The organism is Kordia algicida OT-1 (assembly GCF_000154725.1).
In the GTDB taxonomy this organism is placed as follows: Bacteria; Bacteroidota; Bacteroidia; order Flavobacteriales; family Flavobacteriaceae; genus Kordia; species Kordia algicida.
The window spans coordinates 4,302,261-4,317,429 of sequence record NZ_DS544873.1; the positions used below are offsets into that span (position 1 = coordinate 4,302,261).

Sequence of the window (15,169 nt, forward strand, 5' to 3'; positions counted from 1 at the left end):
AATCTGTTTTTCATGTAATTTGATTAACTCATTTTTATCAATTAATTTTATTTAACTCTCTTTAACTTTGTTGGGTTTTGTCGAGAGTCAAAAACATCAGCTATCTTTAGAAGACTATTTTTATCATCAATAGCATAAATGATTTTGTAGTTTTTATATATTAAATAACGATACTGGATTTCACGATTTTTTAGTAATAATTCTTCCTGTCCAATGTGTGGGTTATTAATTAAACGATTTGGTGCTTGAATGATCTCTTGGAGTAGTTTTTTAGCAATGGTTTCACTTGCTTCATCTTTGTAGTATTGGTAAATTTCATCAAGTTGTGTTTCTGCAAAAGCAGACCAAATAATTTTAAAAGCCATTATTGGTACTTTTCTAAAAGTTCGTCGCTAGATTTAAATTGTCCATTTTTGAAATCATTTTCAGCTTGGTCAATTCGTTTGTGAAGTTCTTCTTTTGTCATTCCCTTGAGTTCTTGATTTTCAGAAATTTTATTTGCCAATATGTTTTCAAGCATTGAAATTATTTCTTCATTTTGAAGATTTAAGAATTCTCGAACAAATTTTATTTTTCTAGCTTCCAAAGTCATGATTAAACTGCTTTTATCAAATATACAAAAAACACCACAAAAACAAACTCTCCTTAAAATTTCACCTTCTGAATCAAATAATTAGAATTGTTGTCTATAACTTTATACTTTGGGTTTTTCATGATTTCTTTCATAAAATTAGAACTTCCGAAGTTGAGGTAATTAGCAAAATTATAGAATAAGATAAAATCGTTTTATTTTAGTTTTTTTTAATCGATATCTTCAAATCCCTTGCCAAGCAATTCGGTCGTCTGAACCAATTACAATTTGTTCTAAAATAGCTTCTAATTGCATAAATGCTTCCCAAAAATCATTATTGGTCATCGTAGAAATACGTTTGGCAATTTCTTCTTCCAATTCGGAGACTCGTTTTCCTTTCCAGACTTTATCAGCCAAACAAACAATTAAATCTTCTAAAGTGTTTGTTTCTGCTTTCCAGTTTCCGTGAGTGATGGTAAATCGTGCTTCAGAATCGCTAAAACCGTGTTGTTTTAATAGAGCAAAACCTTTTGCTTCGTGCAATTTCCCTTTTTGGTAGATTTCATCCGTCACAATCATTTTTCCGATGTCGTGTGTGGCAGCTCCAAATAAAATTTCTGCTTTGTTGAAAGGTAATTGTTGCCATGTATTATTGAATTGTTCCGATAGATAAAAAGCAGTCGCATGCACAATAGTCAAATGCCTGATGAGTCTTTGCGGCGCCTCGTAGTGTTCAAGTAAGGAGATAACTTTTTTTGGCAATTCTATGATCTTCAATCTTCTTATTTTAGATTTTTAGTTTGATTGTTTATCGCTCCAACATTTTCGGATATTTAATAATAAACTTTGTTCCCAACTTCCCATCAGATGCTACTCGAATTTTGCCTTCGTGTTTTTCAATAATCTTTTTTACGATGGCAAGTCCGATTCCCGTATTTTCATACGTATCTTTTTGTTCGAGTGTTTGAAAGACTTCGAAGATTTTTTGATGGTATTTCGGATCAATTCCAGGTCCATTATCAGCAAAAGTGAATTCGTAAGCGTAGGTTGTTTCTTCACTTGAAATTGTAATTTCGCAAACGTCTTTGTCATTGTATTTTACGGCATTGCTGATGAGGTTTGAAACAACTTGCGATAGTTGTATTTTATCTCCTGTAATTGTGGGAAGTTCACCTTTAATAATAAATTTTACCGCCGTTGGATCTTGATAATTTTTGGCTTCTCCACGCATCATTTTGTTCAGATCGACAGCTTCAGGAATAATTTTTCCAATTTTTGAATATTGCAAAATTCCATTTATCAAACTTTCGAGTCGCTTCACGCGTCCTTGCATGGTGTCCAAATGCTTGTACACATCTTCTGTTTGACCAGCTTCCAAATCTTCCTTGATAAAAGAAGCCAAACTAGAAATTCCTCTAATCGGTGTTTTTAAATCATGCGAAGTAATATAGGCAAATTGTTCAAGTTCTTTATTTTTTAATTCGGTGTCGTCTAAGTTTTGATTGAGTTCTTTGAGTTTTCTGAAACTATCCAATCCGGTGCGAACCACCAGAAATACAAATAATGATCCCATAAAAAAGATCACTCCAGATAATACCGCCAACAATTCTGTTTGTCCCAAAATTACAACCGTAGCAACCACCAAATAGCCAACTAAAAAGAGCAACATGAGAAAGCGTAATTTTTTCCAACTTCTTCTTAAATCGTTGTTGGGAAGAATGTTGAATATTTTTTTGGTATACGCGGCACTCATCAACATAATAAAAGCTCCAAAAAGAATAAGCGCTGCAATCATGTAATCAGAAAAGTGCATAGATTGATGTTAAAAGTAGGTTTGTATTATTCGGGAATGTTTGTTTTTGAGGAACTTGTCTCGCAAAACATTGCTATTTTTCATAAATGTAGTATAAACCTAAAACATATGCAATTCGGCGATTGTATTGATAGATGATTTATGATCAGAGTCAAGAGGTTCGCTGCGGAATGTTTTCAATATGGAGTTCGTGCGCTAAATCGATTATTTTCTGTGGCGTATGCAAGGTTTTTTCTAAATCGTTTATTACTAAAGTGCCCGCTTTTGCTTTGAATACGAATGAACGATAATTGAGTTTGGCGACTTCTTTGTTGAAATCTTCTCTGTGTTGAACGATCAATTCTTTTGTCAATATTTCAATTTTTGATTGAATTTTGATGCGTAACGCTTCAATTTGCTGAATCCAATTTCGTTGTTTGGCTAGAAATTCCTGAATTTCTGTTTCCGTTTTATACGCAAGTTTGTCAATTTGACGATATACTTGATCGATTTTCATATGTTCCCAATCTTTCGCTTCCAAGACAGGAATTTGCCAAGCTGATTGCTGTGCTTTCCAATGATCGGTTTCTACACGTACTTGATGAATTTTAAAACTTGGCAATTCTATTGCAGTCAACATTCCTGCGTGACATGCGCCAGTATCAATTCCGTAGGTATTATTTTTTATTTTAGGCGTTTCTCCAACGACGTGATGTCCGTAAATGATTGGTTTTTTACCTGTGTAATAATCTGACCAATAGGTTCCTTCTTCGTATTTCGTTTCTAGATAGCGACTTCCTGAAGTGGTTCCGGCGAGTACTTCTTCTTTCTGCTGATACAGCGTTTTATCATGTTCAAAAAAGGCATGAACAATGATCGCTTCTGGCGTTTCGTAATAATAAGGAAGTGTTTTTAGCCAATCACAAAATTCCTCATATTCGTCTCCAAATTGAACTTTTACAATTTCTTGCGAATAGCTTAAAATTCCATTCAAATGTTTGCGTTCGTGGTTTCCCATGAGAACAATGGCGTTTTTTCTATTTTTAAAATAATGATAGAGTTCGAGCGATTTATTTCCTCTGTCAACAATATCACCAAGCGAAACCACCAAATCATCATCAGTAACGCCAATTTGGTTCATTAGTTCGATAAATTCGTCATAACATCCGTGAATATCGCCAATAATATATGTTTTGCTCATGGTGTTTTGATTTTTGAATCATTTAATAACGTTCATGCACTGGTGTCTCAAGTTTTCTAAGAATATATAATCATCAATAATTATGTAAAACTTTGTACTATTCTAATGCTATTTTTTTATACAACAACTCACCAATAATACGATGTGCATTCTTGTTAATATGTAAATCTTGATCCCAATACACTTTTTCGGAAGTGTTTTGTAGTGCGGGTTTTAAATCAATGTATTCAAACTGTTCTGCTTTTAAAAAAGCAATCAATTGTGTTGTCAATTCTTGGTTGATACTCATCGTTTCATCATCCAAATTGTGTAATTTTTGCACTTCTTTTCGGAAGGTAGGATTTACGTCTAATTTAGAAGGCAATAAGGTAATAATTAACCGAATATTTTCCTGTTCGCACAAAGCTTTAATTTGTGATAAATATTGCTTTGAAATGTTCATAGTGCGTTCTTTTTCTGCTGGAAACGACTCAAAAAACAAGGTTTGTTCTAATCCTTGATTGTACGGAATTGCCTTTTGTGCATCCGATTGAAACTTTCTGCGGAAGCGCATCCGTAAACTCCGATATACATTAGCAATACTCGTACGATCGTCTTCAAAAATTGCCGCTTCTCGGAAGTCATTTCCCGTAAAAATATTTATCAAAAATACTTCTGGTTGTAATTCTTGATAGTATTTCTTTAAAAAACCATGATAATTCCGAAAGGTATAATAACCAACACCACCATTCATGCAATTGTATACGTAAGTACTATCGGAAGCATTTAGTTTTTCTTCCCAAACATTTACAAAAGATTGGTTGTTGTGTTTCAGAACGCCATCCGTATGCGAATCGCCCGTAACCAAAATACGATATTCGTTTTCTTGTTTCGTGGTAATATCTGCGTCTTCGCGAAAACCTAGATTATTGGTGCGCCTTTCTGTAGAAATTTTTTGCTCAGGCGTTCCCCAATTATCATATAAATGAATATTTGGCTTGTGAATAAAAAGGGCAGTAGAATCAGGTTGAAAATAAGTTGCTTGTTTTGGCGCTGTAAACGTAAAAAAAGTTTTGATCCGATTGGCTTCAATAAAATATCCAATCACAGCCAAAATCAGCAAAAGCCCACACAAGACCAACAAATTGATTCCAATAAGCCGTAGATATTTCATAAAAACAAAGGAACTAAAAATATACAACAAACAAAAAAGCAACCGATTGTATTTTTTGAACACATCAATTGTGAAAAAGTAGCTAAAATTGCTAGGCAAGAATCTTATATTTTATGTACATTTATCGGCAAATTCAACAAAATTCATCAATGATTTTTGATTATTCAAAATGGAATGCACGATTAGCTGTTGATACAGAAAAGTATCAAAATGCAACGCCGTATCCGCATATGGTAGCAGATGATTTTTTAGAAACGGCTTCCGCCGAAAAAGCACTGGAAGTGTTTCCGAAAATCAAAGATGAAGGTTGGATTCATTACGTGCATGTGAATGAAAAAAAACACGGATTGAACAAACTAGAGTTGATTCCGGAGTTTATTCGTGATGGAATCATTAAAGAGTTGAATTCACCTGAATTTCTTCAATACCTAGAACAACTCACAGGAATTTCGAATTTATTACCAGATACGACAATTGAAGGTGGCGGAATTCATCAAAGTGAAAATGGTGGTTATTTGAATATTCATGCAGATTTTACCGTACATCCACACAAAAAAACATGGCGACGTCGCGTAAACGTATTAGTTTATTTAAATAAAAATTGGGAGGATTCTTATGGTGGCGCGTTGGAATTGTGGGAGAAAGACATGTCGAAATGTGTTGTAAAAGTTGCACCAATTTTCAACAGAATCGTTATTTTTAATACGGATGAAGATTCGTATCACGGTTTCCCAGATCCGATTCAGTGTCCAGAAGATGTGACACGAAAGTCCATTGCCTTGTATTACTTTACAGAAGAAAAAACGGGTTCCTTCCGACGAAAGTCTACCAACTATCGCGCACGTCCAAATGATGGTTTTAAAGCTGTTTTTATTTGGTTAGATAAAAAAATGATCGCAATTTATACATGGATCAAAGGCACTTTTGGAATCAATGATGATTTTGTGAGTAAAGTGTTGAATTTGTTTCGAAGGAAAAAGTAGTATCGCTTTGCTGTTAGACACGCTTACGCTTTTAGTATTTTGGTATCGCTTTGCTATTAGTACGTTCATATTTTAGTTTGAATTTCCAATTACTCTTAGAACTTGGCTAATACCTAATTCCCAAAAGCTAATGCCTATTCTTTTCGCTTCGCTCAATTCAAAGATTTAAAATTTAATAATTCAGGGTTGTTTCTGAGATCATTATTTGATTTTGTATGAAATGCTGAATGTTAAGTTTTAAATGCTAAATGTGCTTCTGACAAATTTGAGTGTTATTTGAAACTAATTGATACATTTTCAAATTTTCAAATTGCTTCATTAAAATTTAAGTATTGCTGTCGCTTAAAGTATATTCGTATTTTAGTTTGAATTTCCAATTACTCTTAGGACTTGACTAATACCTAATACCCAAAAGCTAATGCCTGATTTTTTTTGCTTCCAAGAAACATTCTTTGCTGCAGAATATTCTACTTTTAGGAAAATCTTCGATGCAATTTATACGCCAATAATACCATCCATTGTGCGATCGCTGCACTTACCAAAACTCCAAAAATTTCATAGGTTTCTATTAAAAGGAGAAGTAAGCTAATAGTTGCAAAAAAACCAAAAAAGCTAATATAAATTATAGTGCGTTCTTGTTGATTTTTCATGAGTTCCATCACGTTTAACGTGTAAAAAAAACAAGGAAATGCGATCAATCCGCCAACAATATAATATTCATAAGTGAAACCCAATTTTACAAAATATTCCATGACAAACCAGATTGAAAATCCGCCAAGAACTGTCAGTGGAAGCGAAGCCATATACAATTTGTATTTGATTTTTTGTACCACTTCGTCTGAAACGCGATACACATGTTTTGTAAACGGAATGGTAATATACGCCGCCAACGCTTGCAGCATTAAAAATGCCGTAATTAAAAGTTGGTATTCGGCTAATTGCGATTTTTCTAGGTACAAATCAACCACATAAATGTCAATTTTAGAAATCAGCCAACCACTCAATCCGAGAATGAAAAAAGGCAATCCTGATTTGAATTCTTGCAGTGAAATTTTAGCAGAAAACGATTCTTTCCAAAAATTGAGTTGTGCGCTTAATACAATCAATTTTATAAGTATCGCAATGGTATAAATTTTCAGAAAACTTTCTAAATCAAAACTTTCAAAATAAAAAATACTTCCAGAAATTATCACAAAAGCAATCACTTCTGCCAATAATTGTGCGCCAAATTTTTGATGATATACGACCAAAGTACTCAATGATGAATATGTAAATGTGAGCAACACAAGTACAATTGCCCATATGGCAATTGTTGTTGGAAAAAATATAAATAACAGCAATGAAAATGGCAATAATAAACAGCGCGATAAAAAATTACTAAAAAAAGCATGATACATTTTGGAAGGTGTTTTGCTGTATGCTCTCAGTAAATGATCGCGATTTCCCCAGCCAAACATGAATGTGGTAAATAAAACCCATAACATCACGTTTATCAAACTTGCCCATTCCGTTTTTCCAAAGATTTTTACGCCAAAAACAACAATTAAAAAGTTGAAAGCTGGATTGGCAAATCCTTGAATCGTGTTGATTCCTATGGTCATCAATTTACGCATGATACAAAGATAAGTAAGCGTTGATAGTTTCTGTTTCGGTACTTAATATGACGCGTTTTTTCTGTCGATTTTTTTCTAAAAGTAAGATTTTACAAGCTTCAATGAGATCAATTTTATCTGTACCAACATGCCAATTTTCGCTAGCTTTTGCGAGTCCGACATTGTGTGAAACGAGTTGCATTCCTGAATACAAAGCTTCCAAAAACACAAATCCGAATGATTCGTACATGCTAGTATGTAACAAAATTTTAGCTTGCGCCATTTTCTTTAAAACTTCTGTTCTGGGCAACTCACCGAGCAATGAAATCGTGTTTTCGAGTTGTAAATTTTTAATTTTCGTTTCGAGTTCACTTCGCATACTTCCATCGCCGATAATAGTAACTTTGAGGTTTTTGTGTGTTTTCGCTACAGCGGAAATGACATCGATAAAATCTACATAATTTTTGATTGTATTGAGCGAACCAACTCCCAAAATATCAATCGTACTTTCTGTCAATGGTGGAAACTCTGAAACATCTAAATGCCAAGGAATTATAGTGGAATTTAGATTGTATGTCTTTGTCAATTTCGCTTGATGATTCTCGGAAAGTGTCACCATTTTTACGTTGGAATTCATCAAATTTTTTGCGTACGAATTTTTGATAGAAGCATCTTGTCCCATCACAGTTACAACGTGATTCACTTTGTGTTTTTTGGCAAACTTTTGTCCAACACGCGAACATTCGCCAATCCAAAAGCTATGAATAGTATCAATTTTTTCTTTTTTGTGGAGTTTTTGAAGTGTTCTTCTAGCTTTTCTCCAGATAAGTAATTTTTGAAACTTTTTATTTCTTCCGTCAAGCGGAATGATCTCAATTCCGTGCCAATTGTATTTTTTTCTTGTAAACGGAAATTGAAACGCAAGCAATGTCAATTTTGCTTCAGGTAAGGCATTTCGCATACTTTTAAGAAACACTTGTAACGCAGGAATTGTGGTAGAATCTACTTCAGATTTCGCAAAACCTGGTGTTAAGAATACGATATGTTGCTTTATTTCTTTCATCTTTAGTTTCCATGTAAACGGAAATCTTGCTATTCCTATTTCGGCACGCTGAGCGGAGTCGAAGCACGCCATTCCACATTTGTAAATACCAAATCTGTCTCCTTAATCAATTCAGGTTTTTTTGCCAAATCCTCAAAGGAAATTGGAGTTCCATCACTTTTATAAATGTATGTATACGCTTTTAAATCGTCGTATAAATTTGCTATTTCTTTTCGAATTTTACTTTTATAGCGTGAAAAGCCAAAAGTGTTTTCCAATCGCATGAATAATTTATTTAAAAATACGGAGGGAATGTTTTTGTGATATATATTTTCATTTAAAAAACTGTAATGAAATGAAATATACAACGTCGGATAGTTGATTTTTTCAATCGCTTTTCCGATCGTTGGTAGAATTTTAAATTCGGCACCTTCCACGTCCATTTTGATAAAATCTACTTTTTGGATATTTTCTTTTTCTAAAAAATCAGCTAAGGAAATCGTTTCTAATTCCAGCGAATTTTCAGCATCACGTTTGCGTTCTAAAATACTACTTGACGAAGCGCCATAGGTTTCGCGCGCAGACAAGCGAACGGTTTCTTTTTGTGCTGAAATTGCTGTTTTGTACGTTTTTATTTTATCAGCCACAGCTGGATTCAATTGCACATTCCGATTCAATTCACTAAAACACACAGGATCAGGATCGAGCGCATGTACTTCTTTGGCAGTTTTTGCTGCGTACAACGTCAACACGCCACTCCACGAACCAATGTCTAAAACTACTGAATCTTCATTGATAAAATGATCGAAAATAGCAAACGTATGCGGTTCCCAATCAATAGAATTGATGTACGACCAATAGTGTTTGTTTTGTCCAGGATCAATCTGAAATGTATGATTTTTAAGTTGTACTTGCATTTAAAATGTATCTAAATCTGAATAGGTAAATATAAAATCGTTGAGGTCAATTTCAGGATCAAAATCGAGATAACCCACCAACCACGATTCTTTTGGTTTTGTGATGGTTTTTAGCTGAGTCGCCATGGTAGCATCAGCATCAACCTGAAATAAAAACTCAGTAATTCCCAAGAAAAATGCTTTTCGTTTTAACTTTTTCATGGCTTTTTGTAACGCTTCCGCAGATGGCGCATAGAACATTCCCACGTGAATAATCGCCTGAATTTTTAACCAAAATACGCAATCGTCAATTTCTACACAATAATGACTTTTGAAACTATTTTTGTAATCGATAAAGTTGTTGTCAAACTTCAATCGGTACTTTTCTTTGTGTTCGGAAGTTAGTTTTTCAATGGCTTCTTGCGACACTTTTTGCTTGAAAAAAACGTCATAGAGATTTGTCCAACGCAACTTATTGAGCACTTTTCCAAGAGGAAGTGTGTTTACTTTTATATGAAATCGTTGTAAGTTTTTGTGTTCTTTCCAACCTAGTTTTTTGGTGCTTCGATACGTATTTTCACTATGAAAAGCATACACATATTTCATGTCGTATTCTTTCATAATTTTATAAGCGAATTTCGCCAAAGCGTTGTGCAATCCTTTTCGCTGATGATTCGGCAATGTGTAAGAATCACACGCATGCGCAACAAATAGTTCGCCTTTATTATTTTTAAATTTTTGTGGAATAGCTCCGTAGAAAGCTACTGGAATATCTCCGCAATACGCAATGCTACAAATATAGTTGACGCCCACATGCGAAGTGTTGTATTTGTTCTGCAAATACTGGAGCGAAACTCTTTTTTTAAAAACTTTCCAAAAGAGTTCTTTGATTGCAGGAAAATCATTGTTATCCACACGTTTAAGACGATATATTTCTTTGTACTGCATATATTTTCTAAAAGTAAGAACCTTTTAATAAACATGCCAATTGTTGTTCCATAGAAATGTACGGATTCATCACAAAACGGTGTTGAGAAGCTTCGTTTTTAGTATCTTTTTTAGTATTGTAATCTACCAATAATAAGCGTTCAAAACCGATTTCTTCACAATAATCTGCTAGTTCTTGATTGTAATAGCCAAACGGGAAAGCAAATTCGGTAATGGGTTGCTCGCATATTTTTTCAAGTTGTTGTTTGCTGAGTAAAATTTCTTTTTTCGCTTCTTCTACAGGAATGTCTACCAAACTTGCATGCGTTTCTCCGTGTGCGCCAATGGTAAACAACGGATTGTCTGCAATTTCTTTGATTTGTTGCGCGTTCATCAACATCCAATAATCTTCGTATTTCTTTGGTGGCAAGCTTTCCCAATCGTCTTTAAAAATTTCATAGATCATTTTTAAGACATCGTATGGCAACGCTTTGGCAACATTTTTCATGGAAATTCCGTTCCAGATAAATTCATTTTTGTCATTTTTTTGATAGAGATTTCGTTCTAAAATGACTTCCTTTTTTTTGGTATGATATGACACAAGATCTAAAAAATCTGCCCATAAATACGGTGCTTTTTCGTGAATCGTTGTAATATAAAAACAGGCAGGAACGTTATATTTTTCCAGAATTGGAACTGCGTATTTGTAATTATTTAAATAACCATCATCAAACGTAAGCGCAATATTTAAAGTATCTTTTTTGAATTTCTTCTGATAAAAATCGTCTAAAGAAATCACGTTGTAATGTGTGGTAATATGCTTGATAAATTCCTCAAAGAAGACTTTTGAAATGAATCGGCTATTGTATTTCGTTTCGCCAACTTCATCGATTCCGTGATAGACTAGAATGCGTTCGCCATAACGATCTTTCAACAACAACTTTCCAAAACCAAGTTTGAACAAAACCGTTTTGTAGAGTAATCCAAGCCGATATTTGATACGCATCCAAAGCATATATATTAGTATTAATTTTGTCACATCGATCTCTGTCGAGATGCCTTTGATATTATTTTTTCTGTATTATCCGATACAATTTCCAACCTTCAGGATGAGTTTCCAATATTTTTAATTGATAATTCTGCTCAATAAATTCCCAGTTTTGCATCGGAGTTTTGTCTTTCCATTGTGTTTGATAACGTTCAGAATCAAACAAAATTAAATCGTTTGGTTGAAACTTCTCGTAACGTTCTAAGAACATATTTTTATATTCAAAATTCAAACCGCGACCTTGCATTGCCAAATCTACATCAAAACTATATAAAGTATTGTTTTCATACGGTTTTATCATTGTTTCGAGTTCTTTTTCAATAATGGTTCGTTCAAAAATTAACTTGAATGTCATACTGAAAAAGAATAGTTGCAAGGCTACAAAAAATATTCCGAGGGCAATGACGAGTTGTTTTATGTATTTGAGTTGCATCAACCGTACGAAAGCTGGAAATAGTACGATCAAAATTAACGGAAATACCAAACCGAGCACACGTGGATTTTGAAACGGAATTCCCGCCAAAAAGAAAATATATAATGCGCTACAAATCAGTAATATTTTTTGATGAAAGCTGAAAAGTGATTTGTAATTTCTAAGCGTTATCACACTTAAAATACTTCCTAAAAAGATGAATCCAGGATGAAAAAACAGGTATAATGTGTAAATGAAATTTGGAAAGGTATAATCTGTCACACCATCTTGTGTGGTAAAACTTGATTGGAAAAAGTTGCTTACAGACCACATTTTTAAAAATGGATTGGAAGACGCTTCAAATAGAGCATTCCATTGAAAAATAAGAAACGGAATTGATACGAAAATACTCAACAATGCCGCAATTCCAAGTTGTATAAATTGCTTTCGTTTCCATATTAAATACAATGTATATACAATGATTGGAAAAGTGATGAATATTGAAGCATAACGCGTCATCAACGCACAAGTAGCAAAGATGAAAATAGGCGCTAAACTGGTATTTTTGTAATATGATTTAAAGAAGAAATAGAACGCCAAGACCACAAAAACTAAGGTTAGTGCATCCGACATGACAATCAAGCCCATTTTTAGTAGAAACGGACAAAAAACACCAAAAATGAGCACATAATAAAAGCGAAAATCAGTTTTTGGATATAATAATCGAATCGTTTTGTAGATGTAAATACAAGCAATTGAAAAACTCAAACAACTTATCAATTGCAATGCAAAAGCGGTACTTCCAAAGAGAAAACCAAGCAAACTTCCCAACGTCGGATATAAAACTGGCCAAAAATAATTTCCAGGATGAATTCCATCAGTAATATATGTTTGAATGGCATTTGCATACCGCAAATATTCATAAGAATCTTGACCGTATAAACCATCAAAACCAACAATTCTCAATGCCAACATGCAGAGCAATGGAATGCAAAAAAGCGTCAAGTTCTGGTAAAAAAAAGCGGTTAATTTAGAAGGTTTCAATATAGTTTTTGTTTTGCGTATCTAAATATAGTTGTTAAATTGTCGATCGTAAAAAAATAGGATTATTTTTTGCGTTTTTATACCAAATTAAGCCAAAATCCATGATCGATTCAAAGAAAGTAATTATTGTACTTCCTGCTTATAATGCTTCGGAAACGTTGCAAAAAACATACAACGAAATTCCGTTTGATATTGTTGATGAAGTGGTTTTGGTAGACGATAATAGTACTGATGAAACATTGCGTGTTGCCAAAGAATTAGGTATCAAACACATCATTAAACACGATCAGAATAAAGGATACGGGGCAAATCAGAAAAGCTGTTATAAAAAGGCATTATCGTTACATGGCGATATTGTGGTTATGTTGCATCCAGATTACCAATACACACCAAAACTGATACATTCTATGGCGTATTTGATTGCCAATGATGTGTATCCTGTTGTCATGGGATCGCGTATTTTGGGAAAAGGTGCGTTGCGTGGTGGAATGCCCATGTATAAATACATCGCAAATCGTTTTTTAACCTTATTCCAAAACATTGTGATTGGTCAGAAATTATCCGAATACCACACAGGTTTCCGAGCGTTTTCTGCAGAAGTGTTAAATTCCTTGAATTTAGAACACAATTCAGACGATTTTATTTTTGACAATCAAATGTTGTGTCAAATTTTTAATAAAGGTTATGAAATTGCTGAAATTACCTGTCCAACAACGTATTCGGAAGAAAGTTCTTCAATCAATTTTCAAAGAAGCATGACGTATGGTTTGGGCGTGTTAAAAGTATCCGTTCAATATTTTTTACATAAAAAGAAAATAAAGTCATTTCAAATATTTAAATAGTCAGTATATTTATAAAAATTTAATTGCTCGTTTTGAAAAAGCGTAAAATCTTACTATACAATCCGATAGCCGTATTTTTTGACATGCCACTAGCATTGTTGGCAATCGGTTCTGTGCTTGATCCTGAGAAATATGAAGTCATCATTGTGGACGGTCGTATTGACGAAAATCCGTTGGAAACCATAGAAAAGCATGTTGATGAAGCGTTGTGTTTTGGAACCACTGTGTTGACAGGAAGACCTATAAAAGATGCATTGGTTGTAACACAAGCCGTGAAAAAGATGCGTAAAGATATTCCTGTAATTTGGGGCGGATGGCATACATCATTATTTCCAAAACAAACATTGAAAGATGAAATTTGTATTGATGTAACGGCGCAAGGACAAGGAGAAGATACGTTTAAGGAATTAGTGGAAGCGTATGCAACTACAGGCGATATTTCTGAAATAAAAGGAATTTGCTATCGTAATGACGAAGGCGAAATTGTGAAAAATCCGCCACGTACAATTGTAGCGATGGACACTTTTGCTGATATCAATTATGAATTGATTGATGTTGAGAAATATTTTGAAAAGAAAGGAAGACGACAACTCGATTATATTTCTTCAACAGGTTGTTATTTTAGATGCACTTTTTGTGCAGATCCTTTTGTTTATAATAGAAAATGGACGGCAATCTCACCTGAAATTATGGTGAATAAATTAGCAGAACTTCATGAAAAATATAAGTTTACCGATTTAAATCTTCAAGACGAAACCTATTTCACGTACCGAGATCGTGTGATTGAAATTTCTGAACGTATGATTGAAAAAGGCTTAAATTTTACGTGGGCAGCAACCATGCGCGCCGATCAAGGTTCACGAATGTCGGTGGAAGATTTTAAAATTTGTGCGAAATCTGGATTGCGAAGATTGTTGATTGGTGTTGAATCTGGTTCGCAAGAAATGATGAATTGGCTAAAAAAAGACATCAAAGTTGAGCAAGTGTATATGTGTGCCGAACGTTGCAAAGATTTAGGCATTGCAGTTCAGTTCCCGTTTATTGTTGGTTTCCCTGAAGAAACGGACAAAAGTATTGAAGAAACGGTAAAGGTTGCACTCGATTTGAATAGCATGCATCCAAATTTTCACACGCCAATTTTTTACTTCAAACCGTATCCTGGAACCACGATTACCGATAATGTGGTAAAAGAAGGTTATAAACTTCCAGAAACCGTTCATGAATGGTCAGATTTTGATTTTGTGGGTTCGTCTGGACCTTGGGTAAGCGAAGAAAAGTATGATTTCTTTGAGAAATTTAAATTCTATTTAAAATTTGCTTATTCGAATCAAAAGTGGATTTACAAACCGTTGCAGTTGTTGGCAAGATGGCGTTGTAAGCATAAATATTTTAATGTTCCTGTAGAGAAGAAAATCGTGGATAAGTTTTTTAAGAAACAGCAATTGGCGTAATTTGGATCGCTTCGCTTTTGGATCGCTTTGCTTTTGGATCGCTTTGCTTTTGGATCGCTTTGCTTTTGGATCGCTTTGCTTTTGGATCGCTTTGCTTTTGGATCGCTTTGCTTTTGGATCGCTTTGCTTTTGGATCGCTTTGCTTTTGGATCGCTTTGCTTTTGGATCGCTTTGCTTTTGGATCGCTTTGCTGATCTTCTTAAATTACTCAAAAC

General features: G+C 34.1%; 15 protein-coding genes. 3 read left to right on the forward strand and 12 right to left on the reverse strand.

What is annotated here, in order from left to right; translation table 11 throughout:
- Nucleotides 1–47 precede the first annotated feature (47 nt).
- The 6 genes from KAOT1_RS18390 to KAOT1_RS18415 all read right to left on the reverse strand — a co-directional run bounded on the left by KAOT1_RS18390 (nt 48) and on the right by KAOT1_RS18415 (nt 4,717).
- Nucleotides 48–365, reverse strand: coding sequence for a type II toxin-antitoxin system RelE/ParE family toxin (locus tag KAOT1_RS18390; protein ID WP_007096399.1), 318 nt, complete (start codon nt 363–365; stop codon nt 48–50).
- Nucleotides 365–520: a hypothetical protein gene (locus KAOT1_RS18395; protein ID WP_238528713.1), complete on the reverse strand. Its 156-nt coding sequence runs from the start codon at nt 518–520 to the stop codon at nt 365–367. The genes KAOT1_RS18390 and KAOT1_RS18395 overlap by 1 nt, the downstream gene beginning before the upstream one ends.
- Before the next feature lie 294 nt (nt 521–814).
- The gene (locus tag KAOT1_RS18400) at nt 815–1,348 is read right to left on the reverse strand and encodes an HD domain-containing protein (RefSeq protein WP_007096401.1); all 534 of its coding nucleotides are present in this window, start codon (nt 1,346–1,348) and stop codon (nt 815–817) included.
- A gap of 31 nt (nt 1,349–1,379) precedes the next feature.
- Nucleotides 1,380–2,384: a sensor histidine kinase gene (locus KAOT1_RS18405; RefSeq protein ID WP_007096402.1), complete on the reverse strand. Its 1,005-nt coding sequence runs from the start codon at nt 2,382–2,384 to the stop codon at nt 1,380–1,382.
- Nucleotides 2,385–2,535: 151 nt separating this feature from the next.
- On the reverse strand, nt 2,536–3,564 hold the full coding sequence (locus KAOT1_RS18410) for a metallophosphoesterase (RefSeq protein ID WP_007096403.1): 1,029 nt from the start codon (nt 3,562–3,564) through the stop codon (nt 2,536–2,538).
- Between the two features lie 97 nt (nt 3,565–3,661).
- Nucleotides 3,662–4,717, reverse strand: coding sequence for an SGNH/GDSL hydrolase family protein (locus tag KAOT1_RS18415; RefSeq protein ID WP_040559699.1), 1,056 nt, complete (start codon nt 4,715–4,717; stop codon nt 3,662–3,664).
- A 149-nt stretch (nt 4,718–4,866) separates the two neighbouring features.
- On the opposite strand from KAOT1_RS18415, the gene KAOT1_RS18420 reads away from it, so the two are divergent.
- A complete protein-coding gene (locus KAOT1_RS18420; protein ID WP_007096405.1) occupies nt 4,867–5,700 on the forward strand; it encodes a 2OG-Fe(II) oxygenase in 834 nt (277 codons plus the stop codon).
- A 473-nt stretch (nt 5,701–6,173) separates the two neighbouring features.
- Here KAOT1_RS18420 and KAOT1_RS18425 read toward each other — a convergent pair whose 3' ends face one another.
- The 6 genes from KAOT1_RS18425 to KAOT1_RS18450 are packed head-to-tail and all read right to left on the reverse strand — an operon-like array spanning nt 6,174 to nt 12,592.
- Entirely contained in the window at nt 6,174–7,301 is a 1,128-nt protein-coding gene (locus KAOT1_RS18425) for a lipopolysaccharide biosynthesis protein (protein WP_157560190.1), read from the reverse strand.
- Between the two features lie 4 nt (nt 7,302–7,305).
- The gene (locus tag KAOT1_RS18430) at nt 7,306–8,427 is read right to left on the reverse strand and encodes a glycosyltransferase family 4 protein (RefSeq protein WP_083777327.1); all 1,122 of its coding nucleotides are present in this window, start codon (nt 8,425–8,427) and stop codon (nt 7,306–7,308) included.
- Nucleotides 8,391–9,251 (reverse strand): FkbM family methyltransferase, encoded by an 861-nt coding sequence (locus KAOT1_RS22150; RefSeq protein ID WP_007096408.1) that lies wholly within the window; start codon nt 9,249–9,251, stop codon nt 8,391–8,393. Before KAOT1_RS22150 ends, KAOT1_RS18430 begins: the two co-directional genes overlap by 37 nt.
- Nucleotides 9,252–10,178: a GNAT family N-acetyltransferase gene (locus KAOT1_RS18440; RefSeq protein WP_007096409.1), complete on the reverse strand. Its 927-nt coding sequence runs from the start codon at nt 10,176–10,178 to the stop codon at nt 9,252–9,254.
- A 7-nt stretch (nt 10,179–10,185) separates the two neighbouring features.
- Entirely contained in the window at nt 10,186–11,172 is a 987-nt protein-coding gene (locus tag KAOT1_RS18445) for a polysaccharide deacetylase family protein (protein WP_007096410.1), read from the reverse strand.
- 52 nt (nt 11,173–11,224) lie between these two features.
- On the reverse strand, nt 11,225–12,592 hold the full coding sequence (locus tag KAOT1_RS18450; RefSeq protein WP_040559701.1) for an ArnT family glycosyltransferase: 1,368 nt from the start codon (nt 12,590–12,592) through the stop codon (nt 11,225–11,227).
- 170 nt (nt 12,593–12,762) lie between these two features.
- Here KAOT1_RS18450 and KAOT1_RS18455 point away from each other — a divergent pair, with 170 nt between their 5' ends.
- On the forward strand, nt 12,763–13,503 hold the full coding sequence (locus tag KAOT1_RS18455) for a glycosyltransferase family 2 protein (RefSeq protein WP_007096412.1): 741 nt from the start codon (nt 12,763–12,765) through the stop codon (nt 13,501–13,503).
- A 32-nt stretch (nt 13,504–13,535) separates the two neighbouring features.
- Nucleotides 13,536–14,954, forward strand: coding sequence for a B12-binding domain-containing radical SAM protein (locus tag KAOT1_RS18460; RefSeq protein ID WP_157560194.1), 1,419 nt, complete (start codon nt 13,536–13,538; stop codon nt 14,952–14,954).
- Nucleotides 14,955–15,169 lie beyond the last annotated feature (215 nt).

What these genes read in the sequence shown, in the direction of transcription:
- KAOT1_RS18390 (WP_007096399.1), bottom strand. Translation starts at nt 365, where the DNA reads ATGGCTTTTAAAATTATTTGGTCTGCTTTTGCAGAAACACAACTTGAT.
- KAOT1_RS18395 (WP_238528713.1), bottom strand. Translation starts at nt 520, where the DNA reads ATGCTTGAAAACATATTGGCAAATAAAATTTCTGAAAATCAAGAACTC.
- KAOT1_RS18405 (WP_007096402.1), bottom strand. Translation starts at nt 2,384, where the DNA reads ATGCACTTTTCTGATTACATGATTGCAGCGCTTATTCTTTTTGGAGCT.
- KAOT1_RS18410 (WP_007096403.1), bottom strand. Translation starts at nt 3,564, where the DNA reads ATGAGCAAAACATATATTATTGGCGATATTCACGGATGTTATGACGAA.
- KAOT1_RS18415 (WP_040559699.1), bottom strand. Translation starts at nt 4,717, where the DNA reads ATGAAATATCTACGGCTTATTGGAATCAATTTGTTGGTCTTGTGTGGG.
- KAOT1_RS18420 (WP_007096405.1), top strand. Translation starts at nt 4,867, where the DNA reads ATGATTTTTGATTATTCAAAATGGAATGCACGATTAGCTGTTGATACA.
- KAOT1_RS18425 (WP_157560190.1), bottom strand. Translation starts at nt 7,301, where the DNA reads ATGACCATAGGAATCAACACGATTCAAGGATTTGCCAATCCAGCTTTC.
- KAOT1_RS18430 (WP_083777327.1), bottom strand. Translation starts at nt 8,427, where the DNA reads ATGGCGTGCTTCGACTCCGCTCAGCGTGCCGAAATAGGAATAGCAAGA.
- KAOT1_RS22150 (WP_007096408.1), bottom strand. Translation starts at nt 9,251, where the DNA reads ATGCAAGTACAACTTAAAAATCATACATTTCAGATTGATCCTGGACAA.
- KAOT1_RS18440 (WP_007096409.1), bottom strand. Translation starts at nt 10,178, where the DNA reads ATGCAGTACAAAGAAATATATCGTCTTAAACGTGTGGATAACAATGAT.
- KAOT1_RS18445 (WP_007096410.1), bottom strand. Translation starts at nt 11,172, where the DNA reads ATGCTTTGGATGCGTATCAAATATCGGCTTGGATTACTCTACAAAACG.
- KAOT1_RS18450 (WP_040559701.1), bottom strand. Translation starts at nt 12,592, where the DNA reads ATGTTGGCATTGAGAATTGTTGGTTTTGATGGTTTATACGGTCAAGAT.
- KAOT1_RS18455 (WP_007096412.1), top strand. Translation starts at nt 12,763, where the DNA reads ATGATCGATTCAAAGAAAGTAATTATTGTACTTCCTGCTTATAATGCT.